Source organism: Parageobacillus caldoxylosilyticus NBRC 107762 (assembly GCF_000632715.1).
Classification (GTDB): domain Bacteria; phylum Bacillota; class Bacilli; order Bacillales; family Anoxybacillaceae; genus Saccharococcus; species Saccharococcus caldoxylosilyticus.
The window spans coordinates 1-12,384 of record NZ_BAWO01000008.1; the positions used below are offsets into that span (position 1 = coordinate 1).

The window sequence follows — 12,384 nt, forward strand, 5'->3', positions numbered from 1 at the left end:
AAACGCTCTTTTAAGTCAGCTGTTAATTGCCATCCCCGTTAGAAGCAATAGCAGCAAATTTCCTTTTCAGCGCTTCTTCGACGACAGGCGGCACTAAATCGGAAATATCGCCGTTATATTTTGCTACTTCTTTCACAATGCTCGAACTTAAAAAAGCGTACTGGCTGTTTGTCATCATAAAAAACGTTTCGATGTTTTCATCAAGGACACGGTTCATCGATGTGATTTGCATTTCGTATTCAAAGTCAGAAACAGCCCGCAGCCCACGCAAAATGGCATTGGCGTTTTTGCTGCGCGCATAGTCGACAAGCAGGCCGTGGAACGACTCTACATATACATTAGGAAACGGACGCGTGACCTCCCGCAATAGCTCTATCCGCTCTTCAACGGAAAACAGCGGTTTCTTGGAAGAGTTGTTCAAAACCGCCACATACACTCGATCAAACACTTTTGCGCCCCTTTTAATAATATCTAAATGGCCATATGTAACTGGGTCAAAGCTTCCTGGACAAACTGCAATGCTCGCCATTTTCCTATTCCCCTTTCTCCTCATCCGTATACCGGTAAATCGAAACCGCGGTAATCCCATACGTCTCCTGTTTCCATTTGTACAGGCCTCCTACCTGTTCAGGAAGGTGTATTTCCGCAGCATGTTCGGCAACGACAACACCGTCTTTTTCCAGAAGATGATGCGCATCAATAAAGGAAAGAAGCGATGGCAACTTTTGCTCTTTGTATGGCGGATCAAGAAAAATCACATGAAAGCAAAGCCCGCGTTTGACAATCGCCTTTAACGCCCGTTCAGCATCATTGCGATATATTTCGGCCTGATCTTGCAGTCCGCATGCCGCTACGTTTTTTTTGATCGTTTTCACCGCCTTGGCGTCATAGTCGACAAAAATGACCAGATCGAGCCCACGGCTTAATGCTTCAATTCCAAGACCACCGCTGCCGCCGAATAAGTCAAGGCCAACACCGCCGGAAAAATACGGACCGATCATATTAAATATTGCTTCCTTCACTTTATCCGTCGTTGGTCTTGTCGACATTCCTGGAACCGCTTGCAGATGTCTGCCTTTACATTTTCCGGAAATGACTCTCATCGTTTTTCACCACGTTTTAACTTTGATGCTATTCAACGTTAATCCTATCATAAACTTTATTATAGTAAAACAGGCGAATTTTTCATAGTGGCATGTATAGAAATCAACAAACTGTCCATAATGAGTAATGACAACATCCACGCGGATGTTGTTGCCAACCACGGAGAAGACTTACGTTTCCCCATAAGTTCTTCCTCCGGTTTCTCCTCTCCCTTTTCTTTTCCTTTCGTTTGCTTGTTCCTCCGATGCGCGGAGGAAAGCAAATGTAAAGGACCCCTGCAGACAAAGTGCTGCAGGGCTTTTTTTGTTTTGGAAACAAACGCGAAATTTTTATTTGAAATTTTGCTAAACAATGATTAAAGTTATGTATGAACCATATCATAAGGGGGATATCCATGATTCAGCGTTTTATCGAGCTAGGTGAAGGCTATTCGGATATATATGAATTAATAGAGCTGGCCCGAGCAAATCGCCATCGTTTATCCGGGCTTTTTGCTTTTCATACAGTGAAAAACGGAAAACCGGTAACGTCCTGCGTCGTCGTCCTGCATCCGACCGATCCAGGGGATTTCCAACCGCTTTACATCTGCCGCGAAGGGATTCCTAATCCATCTGTAAAACCAAACAAGCGCTATGAGCTATTTGCCCAGCTGGCAAAAGAGCTGGGAACGGAGATTATTCATTTGGAAGTAAAACCTTCCACCCTTTTCGCAGAATTGGATCTATATTACCAGCATTTAATCGGCATTATGCGAATGAACCGCTTTATCCCTCCCCTCCAATAGGAAAAAGAAGAGAGGCTGACTTAAAGGCCGGATTAGCAGCCTGCCGGGTCAGCCTCTCTTAGTCGGTCGAATATCCTAACGGATAAGAGGAGTCTTTTTCTTTTTCCTCTTTGGATTCAAACTCCAATTTTAAAAATGGGCGGTAAGATGGTTCTACCCGTTTGACAAACGGTAAGGAAGCAAGCTTTTTCATCATTTCATCGACTTGCTCCATATCGCAATATAAAACGACATATTTTAGCCGTTTCGAAATATAATGAATGTTGCCGAATTTCCGCAAATGTCTACTATGCTTTAATGAATGAAGCCAAACGATAATTCCTTGTCGTTTTGGAAACATATCACCATTCCCCTTTTTATGCTATATGCGGCAACCGCAGCTTCCTCCCGCTCCGCAGCCGCCGGAACAGCTTGCGGACAAAAAGTACGGGTTTCCCGTTGGGACTTTAATTTGCTCGGATACCGCCTTGCCAATTAAGACACTAATCTCGTCCAGCAGCTCCTGAACCGCGTTTTCCGCTTTTTTAAAAGCGGCAATCGTCTCATGAAAATCAAGCTCGCGCTTTGCTTCACGTACTTCTTTCATCACTTGATAATAATCAGGATGATACTTTCCAAAGCGCTGCACCTCTTCATATCGCTCCTTCGCTTTCGCAAAACGAGCGATAATATCTTGGGCAGCGCGGTCTTGCTTCAGCCGTTGCAAGCAGCGGCGGTATTCTTCCGCCACTTCCGATTGTACAACCATTTTCGCTAATGCTTCTGCTTTATCTAAAATCTCGATGCGCTCGAGAGTTGCAATAATCACGTAATTAGCACCTCCACTGTAATGATACCATGAGAAGAAGGAAAATGAGAAGTGAGGAGGATCAGTTGAACAGGCGGTTAACATAAAAAAAGTCTGACTTCCCCGTCAGACTTCTCTTATGGAATCGTTATGGAAAATTCATGCAACATTCCAGTGATTTTTCCATCATTATAAACGAGTTCAAGCCGGATGACATGTTTTCCGGCCGGTAATCCACGCAACATAAATGCTGCTGTATATACCTCATTGATTTTCTGGCCGTTTAAATAGACGTTAATATGCCCGCCATTTTTCCCTTTTTGGAACGGAAAATTGGCGGCGACGCACTCAATCAATACGTCTTTCCCTTTTACACGATGTTTAACCTGGAACGATTTGCTGACTCCTGTCATCGCGTGTACGACGTTAGGCATATTTGTTTGCGGCGTCGGTTTATCATTCCCGCACGCGCCTAACAAAACTACGAAAAATAAACATAACATCATTATTCGTTGCGGCAAAGACATCACTCCTTTGAGAAATAGTCTTTGCCTTTTTGCAAAAAATTAGTCACGCATCGCCTGAAACATATGCAGCATTAAGGAAGCCATCTGCAAAGAATTAGCAATTTTCTCTACTTTATGCGGAATCGTCTGCTTATAGTAATGCAGCGCTTCTAGCTCAAACGAAGGCAGCTTGTGCGGGTAGCGGGAGAGAAGGCGATACCAACGCGGCTGTTCGCGAATAAACGATTGCAGCATTTTTTTCTGGCGAATATATTGCATTACTTCTTTCCTCATTGGCGCCCCCCTTAATCTTTGCGAAACGAAAATGGATGTTCATCTTTTGCCGCACTTATATGCTGCTTTTCCGGCCCTTGAAATTGAGTAATAATATTTTGGATGGCAGCAATCGCTTGCTGAACGCTCGCCAAATGTTTCTGTACCTCATCTGAGTCCATATTTTGCAATATATTAGAAATTTTCTCAAGCCATTTGCTGCTTCCTTTCTCTTTTTGCTTCGCCGGTGACTGCTCTTGTTTATACGGTTCCCACATTTCATCGTCCTCGCCAAATAAATACCAATCTTCGTAAAACTCTTTCCACGTCTTTTTTCCGCTGCGTACTTCCTGAATAATTTTCGGATGTTTTTTTACAAACTGCTTAAACTTTTCCACCGAAGGATGTAGATGTTTGGCCATCGAATACCTACTCCCCCTTTATCCACTCATGCCTATCTACCATATACTATCGCATATATTGGATTGACGTGCGCCCATTTTTTCTACCATGATGGAAAAGTCATCATTCCTTTTGTTCCCACGTCTTTAAAAAGTCTTGCGTATAATAATCACCGGAAACGCCAACGCCAAGATCAGTAAATTGCTCGTTTAATAATGTTTCGCGATGACTTTTGCTGTTCAGCCACTCCTCTACTGCTTCAATGCCGTCCACCTGATGCGCGGCAATATTTTCCCCAGCCATTTGAAATTTTATATTTGCCGTCAATAGTCGATCTTGCAGATCTCCGTGCTTTGGCGATTCATGAGAGAAAAAATGGTGGTCTTGCATATCTTTGCTATGCATGTAAGCGGCGATTGCCGCTTTCTCATGCCAGCGGACCGGATCTACGCGATGGCGGTGCCGGATGACATTCGTAATATCAAAAATTTGCCTTGCGTTCGCCAATTCGACTTCCCGCTGCTTTTTTGCGGATAAAGGAGCGGGATTGGGCAAGATGCCGCGGTATACAAGCTCATACGGCCGCATTTTTACAAATGTTTCCTTTGTCATTAGACGAATGCTTGAAACCTTTCCCGTAAAACGATCGACATATAATTGCGCATAGACATCGCCGATTTTGACAATCGGCCGAGAGGCATAATCCTGTTCCGATAACTCGAAGCGGTATGTTCCCGTGCTTAATTTTATTTCCACATTGGACAAAACAGGCATCATCTTAAATAATTCCGAAAGTGGTTGACCAATGTAAAACGGTTTTGCATTTACATGTTCTCCGCATACAAATGCCGTAACAACCTTTCCGTCCATCATCCCTATTTGGAAGTATTCGCTCGCCTTTCGATTATAAATCCACCATTCATAGTCATAGGCAGAAGCGTCGATTCTGGTTGGCGTGCCAAACTTCTTTTTTACATCTTTTTCTGTTTTTCCAATCAGCGAAACAATGCCGCTTTCGACCTTCGGCTCTTTTACGATATGTTTGTTCGATTCTTCTTGCGGCGGGCTAAGTGGAGAGGGGCTTGGTGCAAAATAATAAAATCCAATTAATAATAACAAAACAAGGAAAAACCATTTCACATGGCAACTCTCGCTTTCCGAAAAAGATATCCTATTGTCATTATAGCCTTTTTCCCACCGCAAAAAAACGCAAAAAGAAAACGAATCCCCCGCTCTTTCAGGGGAATTCGCCTATACAAACTAATTGCATTTTAATGGAGAAAATCCCGTTCCGAAATTTCGGTTAATGCCCGACCGGCGCTTTCATCGGAATAACGGTTTGTGGCAAGGTCGCCAAGGGAAACGATCCCTACAAGCCGGCCGTTTTCCACCACCGGAAGACGGCGGATTTGATGACGCGCCATTTGCTCTGCCGCTTCTTGTACAGAAGCATCAGGAGTTACTGTAATTAATTGATCGCTCATTACTTCCGTCACTTGGGTAGAACCTGGTCGCTTTTCAGCGATTCCGCGCACGACTAAATCACGGTCTGTAATCATTCCGATCAATCGTCCATGATCAACGACCGGAATCGCTCCAACGTTTAAATCACGCATTTTTACTGCTACTTCGTATACGTTATCGACAGGTGTGCAATATTCCACATTGGTTGTCATCACATCACGCACTGTTTGCATGATCCTTCTCTCCTTAATATTTAGTTAGCTATTTCCCAATGAACATTTGTGTCCAATAATGGCCTTATGAACCGCCTTTTGCATAACCGACTCCAATATGAGTAAAATTTTTGTTTAAAATATTGGCACGATGGCCTGGGCTATTCATCCATGCGTTGACTACTTCTTGCGGAGTGCGCTGACCTGCAGCAATATTTTCTCCAGCTGTACAGTAACGAATTCCAAAATTTTTCATCATCGTAAATGGCGATCCATGCTTGGCGTGCCGGCTCCCCATTTCCTGCAATGAATAATAAAACAAGCATGAGTTTTTCATGGCTTACGCCGCCACCTTTTCGCTTTTAGTCTCACCAAATTTTAAAAAAATAACAAATAAAATTTATTTCAAATGGCAAAATGCCGCAAAATAGTAAACAATTCATTGAAAATCCAACCACTTTCATACTATTATAAATGAAGGAATATCTTCTTTTTCGCGTACTAGCATATCGTGTTGTTAGGAGGAATAGAGATGAAATTTGAAAATACTGGAATTGAAAATCAAACCGTCGAGCTTTCCCGCTTAGATGACGTAATGGAACGATTTGGATTCGTTAGAGCCGCCCAATGGGACTATGAAAGAGTTACATACGACCGCAAATTCCAAATCAAGGGAGATATTTTTTATCTGCGCGTGCAAGGATATGCAGTCGAGGGAGACGTCGATTCCCGCTATGCCTTGATCAAATTGCTTACTCCTATTTTAGGCAAATATTATTATCCGCACGGCGTCGAATACGGGGAGGATGAACATTTCCCTTCTTCCCTTGTCAATCAATGTCAAACGATTTTAGCGCAAGTAAAAGAAGAGCTTGACAAAATTCAAGACTAAATGGCTAGTTTCCAGGAAGAAAAACTGTTGCCACGAAATTAGCCCATATCAATATAAAAACGCATGAGCGATTTCTCATGCGTTTTTATATCGCCAAGCGTTTCACCACTACATGTACTGCATTCACGGTAAAAGGAGTCATAAATGCGATTTCCTCTGCAATATGCTTTTGTATTTGCTGGCACAATAAAAGAAGCGGTCCTTCCTGCTTCATCACTAATGATACTGTAACCGTGCAGCGGCCATCATCGGTAACAACGACATGCACTTCACAATCATCAGCGATGATTTCATTTCGGCCTTGCAGACACATCATCACAATCGTGTACAGCGTAGCTTGTGCGGCACTCCATTTGCGGAGGCGGGCGGCAACCGTTTTCATCCCTATCTCCCTCCTGCTTTCTCGCCTCACACCAATCATCGGATGTTTTATAAATAAAATATATGCCGTTTTTCCTCAAGCTGCCACTATGAAGAAAAAACCCGACAAAACGGCTGCCGGGTTTAAAAACCTAAAATCGCCTTAATCATCGACGTCGTTTCCCCACCTTTATAAAATACGTAAAGAAGCAAATAAACAACAACACCGGTTATAGCTGTAAAAAACCATATGACACTGGTAACCGGCCCAAGCCGTCTATGACGGGTCCGTACATCTTTTAAGCCCGTCCAAAGTGTGACAATGCCAAAAATTGCTCCAGCCATAGCCAAAATAATATGAAACACAAGAAAGATCGTATAATACACTTTCACATTGTCAGGACCGCCAAAACTCGTGTTCCCAATAAAAATCGTTCGCGATAAATAAATAATAAAAAACAATAAAGCGAACATCGCTGCAGTTAACATTACCTTTTTATGGGCATCAATGTTTCTCCTCCGTATTAAATACCATCCATACGCTACTAATGCTGCACTAATGACAATACAGCCCGTGCTGATCGTCGGCAAAATCGGCATTTTGTTTCCCCTTTCACGTTATCCACTTTTTTCTCTATTCATATTACTTACCTGGCTGTGGAGAGATAATGGTTTCCACCGACTCTTTTTCCCGCTCTTTTCGATACCAGTCAATAAAAATGAAAAATAACATTGTGCCGTACACAATCTCTTGAATAATTTTCATTAGCACGCCGCCAAGCTGCTGATCATACAGCGGTGGCATCGATAAAAACATTTGCGGACCAGTTAAATTCAACGACGCTAATGTTCCTTTCGGAACACATAATTGTAAGGAGGTAAGCCATGCTTGTGGGTCTGTAAACGTTTGGTACAACGGCGAATTCGCAAAAATAATTAATGCGCATGCCGGCGTCAACAATACCCCATCAGCGAAAATAAATCCAACCTTTCTTAGGCCTGAAAGTGTTTGCCATTGCGGCAATTTGTTTACTAGCGGCCACCACATAAAAAACGCTACGATAAAAATGGCAATCGTGACGACCGCATGATATAAGGCATTGGTGTTAAGAAAATCAAAAATCAATGGAACGTGGTAAAACGAAAACAATCCATTAAACAATAGGAGAGCAACAAGTGGTTTGGTAAAGAACAAAAAAATTCTTTTCACCGCTCTCACTTCGAGCATGCGTTCATATAACCAGTTTGGAATTCCTAAAATAAAACACTGTGGAATAATCAGATATAATATAGCCATTTGGATCATATGTGCGCTAAACATCAAATGACTAAGCAAATCAAGCGGCGATCCTTTACAAAGGTAAAGAAGAACAATCCCTGTTAAAAAATAAGCTTTTTGTTTCGGTGTAGCTGGCCCTTCTTTTGTAAATTTATGATGCCATGGGCCAACAATAAGCATATACATAACCGCGATGCATAAGAGAAACAAAAGAAAAAACGGGCTCCATAATGCACGGAATCCGAACATTTGCAACGATGCAATCATTATGTTCACCTCAATTCTTTTCAAGCAACATTATACTACATAGTCATTTCTTATTCCATGTTGAAAAAGGGGAATCAGCAATACGCTGATTTCCCCTCTTTTTTACCACCAAACAACCGTCACAAATGCCCAAACGGTAAGAAACGCAACAAATACACCTGCATAAATAAACAGCGCTGGAAGTTCGTGTCCTTTATGGCTCATATGCATGAAATAGTACAATTGGAATGCTACTTGCACTACTGCAAGAAGAAGAATAAATGGAATTGAAAACCAATGAGAAAATTCATCATAACCGACCGCAGCAAACGAAATTAATGTTAGCAAAATCATTAATACAAAGGAAATAACTTGATGTTTCATTTCCTCCGCGTTTTTTCTGCGGCGATATGCTAAATCAACACGCTCGTTTCCGGAGTTTGTTTGATTCACCATATATTCACCCCACCATTCCCATTAGGTATACGACGGTAAAAATGAATACCCATACAACGTCGATAAAGTGCCAATATAAACTTGCCACGTAAAATTTTGGCGCGTTATACAAGTTTAACCCGCGTTTGGCATTGCGAATCATTAATGTCAAAATCCAGGACAGCCCGAACGCAACGTGGCTTCCATGCGTTCCGACTAACGTATAAAATGCAGAAGCAAATGCACTTTTCGTGAATACGTGGCCCTCATGAACGTATTCATTAAACTCGTAAATTTCCAACCCTAAAAATCCTGCTCCTAACAAGACGGTGATGCCAAACCAAAGCATCATTTTCTTAAAATCGAAATTTTTCATATGATAAATCGCATAGACGCTTGTTAAACTGCTCGTTAAAAGAAGCATCGTTGCCACAAAAACAAGCGGCATTTGAAACAATTCGTCCGCAGAAGGCCCACCGGCGGTCTTATCTTTCAGCGCCAAGTAGGTAGCAAAGAGGGAGGCGAAAAGAACCGTCTCTCCCCCTAAGAATAACCAAAAGCCAATAAATTTATTTTTTCCTTCGAGGGTGGCTCTTTCTGGTGAAGACGGGAACGTTTCCGCCGTTAATTTTTCTTCCACTTGCATTATGCTTTAGCCCCCTTTTTCTCCAATTCAAGAACTTCTTCTTTATGAATATGGAATCCGTGATCATCAATTACCGAACGCAAGAACATCGAACCGAATGTAATCAGCAATCCGATAATGCCGACCGGCAATCCCCAAGAATGATCGTTGTGGTACGTAAAACCGAATGCAGCAACAAACAAACCAAATGAAATGATAAACGGCAGGAAGGAAGAGTTTGGCATATGAATGTCCCCAAGCGGTTCGGCTGGTGTCAGCTCTTTCTTTCCTTCCATTTTTTCAATCCAATATGCATCCAGCCCACGTACAAGCGGAGTTTGCGCAAAATTATATACCGGAGGTGGCGAAGAAACCGCCCATTCGAGCGTACGGCCGTCTCCCCAAGCATCCGCTTCCGCTTTTTCGCCTTTTACTGTTGTAATAACAATATTAATTAAAAGAATTACCGTTGCTGCTGCCATAAAGAACGCACCAATCGTACTGATAAGGTTGCCTGTTTCCCAACCTTGGTTCGGCAAGTACGTAAAGACGCGGCGCGGCATTCCCATTAATCCAAGGAAATGCTGAATGAAGAATGTTAAATGGAAACCGATAAAGAATAGCCAGAATGTAATTTTACCAAGCGTTTCATTTAACATTTTACCGAACATTTTTGGCCACCAATAATGGGAGCCTGCTAATAGAGCAAACACAACCCCACCGACGATAACATAGTGGAAGTGCGCTACAACGAAATAACTGTCATGATATTGATAATCCGCTGCTGCTGCTGCGTTCATTACTCCTGTTACACCGCCCATGACGAAAGACGGAATGAACGCGACCGCATAATGCATCGGTGTTGTAAATCGGATATTTCCGCCCCACATCGTAAAGAGCCAGTTAAAGATTTTAATACCTGTAGGAACAGCAATTGCCATCGTCGCAACCGCAAAAATTGCGTTCGCAACTGGCCCCATACCGGTTGTAAACATATGGTGCGCCCATACCATGAATCCTAAAAATCCGATTAACACAGTCGCAAACACCATGGAAGAATAACCGAATAGACGCTTTTTGGAGAACGTCGCAAAAATTTCCGAGAAAATACCGAACGCCGGCAGTACAAGAATATACACTTCCGGATGCCCGAAAATCCAGAATAAATGCTCCCAAATGATCGTATTTCCGCCCGCAGCCGGGTTAAAGAAATTACCGCCAAACAAACGATCCATCATCATAAAAATGAAACCAACGGTAAGCGGCGGAAAGGCAAACAGAATAAGCGCAGAAGTAACAAACGTCGCCCATACGAACATCGGCATGCGCATGTACGTCATGCCCGGAGCACGCATGTTAATAATCGTGACAAGGAAGTTGATCCCGCCCATTATTGTACCAAAACCGGAAATTTGCAAACCGAGCACGTAAAAATCAATGCCATGGGTTGCTTTCGATTCAAGAGATAATGACGCGTATGATGTCCAGCCAGCGTCTGGCGCTCCACCTAAAAACCAAGAACAGTTCAAGAAAAGACCGCCGAAGAAGAACAACCAAAAACCTAACGCGTTTAAGAATGGGAACGCGACGTCACGCGCACCAATCTGAATCGGAACGACTGCGTTCATCATCGCGAAAACAAGAGGCATCGCTGCCAAGAAAATCATTGTCGTACCGTGCATGGTTAATACTTGGTTATATAAACCACCGACTAGAAAATCATTGTTCGGCTTTGCCAGCTGAATGCGGATGAGCAGTGCCTCAATACCGCCCATTATGAAGAAAAGACCACCAGCAATCAAATAAAGATGGGCGATTTTTTTATGGTCTACCGTTGTCAGATAATCCCAAATAACGGCACCGACACCCTTTTTACGTGCTAAGGTACTCACAGTGAAACCTCCCTTTGTTCAATCTCTTTTACTCTACTTTTAAGCTCATTAAATATTTCGCAAGAGCATTAATTTGCTCTTCTGTCAATTTACCATATGTACCTGTCATTTTGTTTCCAGGTTTTACACTTTCAGGATTTCTCAACCATTTCTTTAAGTTTTCTTCATTGTGGTCCAAAATGCCAGCAATGCGCTCGCGATCGCCAAAGTTGGCCAAGTTTGGCGCTGTACGCGCTTGTTCTGGACGTTTGTCAACTGGAGTAACAGCGTGACAGCCAATACAGCTTTTATTGAAAATTGCTTCTCCTTGCTTAGCAACCGGATCCGTAACAACCGGTTTCGCATTTTTCATTTTTTCAATCCATTGATCGAATTCTTTTCTAGGAACTGCTTTTACTTTGAAGTCCATCAATGCATGGGAAGGACCGCAAAGCTCCGCACATTTACCGTAGAAAACGCCGCCTGCTTTGTCAGCCGCTTTTTGGTCAAACTCAAGCCAGAATTGGTTTTTGTTCTCTGTATTTGTATCCATTTTTCCACCAACAGCTGGAATCCAGAACGAGTGTTTTACATCGGATGCTTTCAGATTAAAATACACCCGTTCGTTGGTTGGAACGACTAAATCTTGGCTTGTGATAACCCCATAGTCTGGATATTCAAATTCCCACCAATAAAGGTTTGCACGAACATTGACAACAAGCGTATCTTTATCGCGCTTTTCTTTGTTCATCGGTTTGACATCCGCCAGCTTAAACGTTGCGGAAACCGTTGGAACTGCCAAGATAAGCAATAGAATAATTGGAATGACAGTCCAAATGATTTCAAGTTTATGGCTTCCTTCCACTTGTTTAGGAATTTTGTTTTCCTCGCCTTTACGTTGCCGGAATCGAATGACAACGTATACAAAGATAATCGTTACAACAACAATAACGAGAACCATAATGGCCGTGCTAAGCAGCATCAGCGAATATTGCATGTCTGCTACTTCGCCTGCCGGCTGAAGCGTCGATAAAAACGGCTTTCCACAGCCGGCTAACAGAAGCGCCATCACACTGAAAAGAGAAAACAAGCGCCAGTTACGTAGCCATTTCTTCATAGCCTAATCAAACCCCTCTTTCTACTT

Annotated in this window: 19 protein-coding genes; 2 read left to right on the plus strand and 17 right to left on the minus strand. The window is 42.7% G+C overall.

The window, feature by feature from the left end:
* Positions 1-22: 22 nt before the first annotated feature.
* Positions 23-529, minus strand: a complete 507-nt coding sequence (coaD, locus tag GCA01S_RS03430) for a pantetheine-phosphate adenylyltransferase (protein WP_017434683.1) — start codon at positions 527-529, stop codon at positions 23-25.
* A 4-nt stretch (positions 530-533) separates the two neighbouring features.
* Positions 534-1,103 carry a 16S rRNA (guanine(966)-N(2))-methyltransferase RsmD gene (rsmD, locus tag GCA01S_RS03435; RefSeq protein WP_017434682.1) on the minus strand — a complete coding sequence of 190 codons (570 nt, stop codon included), beginning with the start codon at positions 1,101-1,103 and terminating at the stop codon, positions 534-536.
* 395 nt (positions 1,104-1,498) lie between these two features.
* Between rsmD and GCA01S_RS03445 the strand changes: the two genes are divergently transcribed.
* Entirely contained in the window at positions 1,499-1,888 is a 390-nt protein-coding gene (locus GCA01S_RS03445) for a DUF7147 family protein (protein WP_017434680.1), read from the plus strand.
* Positions 1,889-1,946: 58 nt separating this feature from the next.
* On the opposite strand, the gene GCA01S_RS03450 is transcribed toward GCA01S_RS03445, so the two are convergent.
* From GCA01S_RS03450 to GCA01S_RS03485, 8 genes are all read right to left on the minus strand, one after another.
* Complete coding sequence (locus GCA01S_RS03450) at positions 1,947-2,228, minus strand: YlbG family protein (protein ID WP_017434679.1); 282 nt, start codon at positions 2,226-2,228, stop codon at positions 1,947-1,949.
* Between the two features lie 21 nt (positions 2,229-2,249).
* On the minus strand, positions 2,250-2,696 hold the full coding sequence (locus GCA01S_RS03455; protein ID WP_042407271.1) for a YlbF family regulator: 447 nt from the start codon (positions 2,694-2,696) through the stop codon (positions 2,250-2,252).
* Between the two features lie 116 nt (positions 2,697-2,812).
* On the minus strand, positions 2,813-3,202 hold the full coding sequence (locus GCA01S_RS03460) for a hypothetical protein (RefSeq protein ID WP_042407273.1): 390 nt from the start codon (positions 3,200-3,202) through the stop codon (positions 2,813-2,815).
* A 39-nt stretch (positions 3,203-3,241) separates the two neighbouring features.
* Entirely contained in the window at positions 3,242-3,475 is a 234-nt protein-coding gene (locus GCA01S_RS03465) for a YlbE-like family protein (RefSeq protein WP_017434676.1), read from the minus strand.
* Between the two features lie 11 nt (positions 3,476-3,486).
* On the minus strand, positions 3,487-3,876 hold the full coding sequence (locus GCA01S_RS03470) for a YlbD family protein (protein ID WP_042407274.1): 390 nt from the start codon (positions 3,874-3,876) through the stop codon (positions 3,487-3,489).
* Positions 3,877-3,979: 103 nt separating this feature from the next.
* Positions 3,980-4,996: a CAP domain-containing protein gene (locus GCA01S_RS03475; protein WP_042407276.1), complete on the minus strand. Its 1,017-nt coding sequence runs from the start codon at positions 4,994-4,996 to the stop codon at positions 3,980-3,982.
* Between the two features lie 131 nt (positions 4,997-5,127).
* Positions 5,128-5,553: a CBS domain-containing protein gene (locus GCA01S_RS03480; protein WP_017434672.1), complete on the minus strand. Its 426-nt coding sequence runs from the start codon at positions 5,551-5,553 to the stop codon at positions 5,128-5,130.
* A gap of 64 nt (positions 5,554-5,617) precedes the next feature.
* Positions 5,618-5,869 carry a CAP domain-containing protein gene (locus GCA01S_RS03485; protein ID WP_375781792.1) on the minus strand — a complete coding sequence of 84 codons (252 nt, stop codon included), beginning with the start codon at positions 5,867-5,869 and terminating at the stop codon, positions 5,618-5,620.
* Positions 5,870-6,064: 195 nt separating this feature from the next.
* Here GCA01S_RS03485 and GCA01S_RS03490 point away from each other — a divergent pair, with 195 nt between their 5' ends.
* A complete protein-coding gene (locus GCA01S_RS03490) occupies positions 6,065-6,424 on the plus strand; it encodes a YugN family protein (protein ID WP_017434670.1) in 360 nt (119 codons plus the stop codon).
* An 85-nt stretch (positions 6,425-6,509) separates the two neighbouring features.
* On the opposite strand, the gene GCA01S_RS03495 is transcribed toward GCA01S_RS03490, so the two are convergent.
* The 7 genes from GCA01S_RS03495 to coxB form a co-directional block, all read right to left on the minus strand.
* Positions 6,510-6,806, minus strand: a complete 297-nt coding sequence (locus tag GCA01S_RS03495) for an Asp23/Gls24 family envelope stress response protein (RefSeq protein WP_042407277.1) — start codon at positions 6,804-6,806, stop codon at positions 6,510-6,512.
* A gap of 122 nt (positions 6,807-6,928) precedes the next feature.
* On the minus strand, positions 6,929-7,384 hold the full coding sequence (locus GCA01S_RS03500) for a DUF420 domain-containing protein (RefSeq protein WP_042407279.1): 456 nt from the start codon (positions 7,382-7,384) through the stop codon (positions 6,929-6,931).
* Positions 7,385-7,427: 43 nt separating this feature from the next.
* The gene (gene ctaG, locus GCA01S_RS03505; RefSeq protein WP_042407282.1) at positions 7,428-8,330 is read right to left on the minus strand and encodes a cytochrome c oxidase assembly factor CtaG; all 903 of its coding nucleotides are present in this window, start codon (positions 8,328-8,330) and stop codon (positions 7,428-7,430) included.
* Positions 8,331-8,432: 102 nt separating this feature from the next.
* Positions 8,433-8,765, minus strand: coding sequence for a cytochrome c oxidase subunit IVB (gene ctaF / locus GCA01S_RS03510; RefSeq protein ID WP_017434666.1), 333 nt, complete (start codon positions 8,763-8,765; stop codon positions 8,433-8,435).
* 4 nt (positions 8,766-8,769) lie between these two features.
* Positions 8,770-9,390, minus strand: coding sequence for a cytochrome c oxidase subunit III (gene ctaE / locus GCA01S_RS03515; protein ID WP_042407285.1), 621 nt, complete (start codon positions 9,388-9,390; stop codon positions 8,770-8,772).
* Positions 9,390-11,261, minus strand: a complete 1,872-nt coding sequence (gene ctaD, locus GCA01S_RS03520; protein ID WP_017434664.1) for a cytochrome c oxidase subunit I — start codon at positions 11,259-11,261, stop codon at positions 9,390-9,392. Before ctaD ends, ctaE begins: the two co-directional genes overlap by 1 nt.
* 28 nt (positions 11,262-11,289) lie before the next feature.
* Entirely contained in the window at positions 11,290-12,357 is a 1,068-nt protein-coding gene (gene coxB, locus GCA01S_RS03525) for a cytochrome c oxidase subunit II (RefSeq protein WP_017434663.1), read from the minus strand.
* Between the last annotated feature and the right edge of the window lie 27 nt (positions 12,358-12,384).

Excerpts from the sequence above, each read along its gene's own strand:
- GCA01S_RS03485 (WP_375781792.1), bottom strand. The coding sequence starts at position 5,869 with ATGAAAAACTCATGCTTGTTTTATTATTCATTGCAGGAAATGGGGAGC.
- GCA01S_RS03490 (WP_017434670.1), top strand. The coding sequence starts at position 6,065 with ATGAAATTTGAAAATACTGGAATTGAAAATCAAACCGTCGAGCTTTCC.
- coxB (WP_017434663.1), bottom strand. The coding sequence starts at position 12,357 with ATGAAGAAATGGCTACGTAACTGGCGCTTGTTTTCTCTTTTCAGTGTG.
- GCA01S_RS03460 (WP_042407273.1), bottom strand. The coding sequence starts at position 3,202 with ATGTCTTTGCCGCAACGAATAATGATGTTATGTTTATTTTTCGTAGTT.
- ctaG (WP_042407282.1), bottom strand. The coding sequence starts at position 8,330 with ATGATTGCATCGTTGCAAATGTTCGGATTCCGTGCATTATGGAGCCCG.
- GCA01S_RS03450 (WP_017434679.1), bottom strand. The coding sequence starts at position 2,228 with ATGTTTCCAAAACGACAAGGAATTATCGTTTGGCTTCATTCATTAAAG.
- GCA01S_RS03470 (WP_042407274.1), bottom strand. The coding sequence starts at position 3,876 with ATGGCCAAACATCTACATCCTTCGGTGGAAAAGTTTAAGCAGTTTGTA.
- GCA01S_RS03465 (WP_017434676.1), bottom strand. The coding sequence starts at position 3,475 with ATGAGGAAAGAAGTAATGCAATATATTCGCCAGAAAAAAATGCTGCAA.
- ctaE (WP_042407285.1), bottom strand. The coding sequence starts at position 9,390 with ATGCAAGTGGAAGAAAAATTAACGGCGGAAACGTTCCCGTCTTCACCA.
- GCA01S_RS03500 (WP_042407279.1), bottom strand. The coding sequence starts at position 7,384 with ATGCCGATTTTGCCGACGATCAGCACGGGCTGTATTGTCATTAGTGCA.
- GCA01S_RS03495 (WP_042407277.1), bottom strand. The coding sequence starts at position 6,806 with ATGAAAACGGTTGCCGCCCGCCTCCGCAAATGGAGTGCCGCACAAGCT.
- GCA01S_RS03445 (WP_017434680.1), top strand. The coding sequence starts at position 1,499 with ATGATTCAGCGTTTTATCGAGCTAGGTGAAGGCTATTCGGATATATAT.
- ctaF (WP_017434666.1), bottom strand. The coding sequence starts at position 8,765 with ATGGTGAATCAAACAAACTCCGGAAACGAGCGTGTTGATTTAGCATAT.
- coaD (WP_017434683.1), bottom strand. The coding sequence starts at position 529 with ATGGCGAGCATTGCAGTTTGTCCAGGAAGCTTTGACCCAGTTACATAT.
- rsmD (WP_017434682.1), bottom strand. The coding sequence starts at position 1,103 with ATGAGAGTCATTTCCGGAAAATGTAAAGGCAGACATCTGCAAGCGGTT.
- GCA01S_RS03480 (WP_017434672.1), bottom strand. The coding sequence starts at position 5,553 with ATGCAAACAGTGCGTGATGTGATGACAACCAATGTGGAATATTGCACA.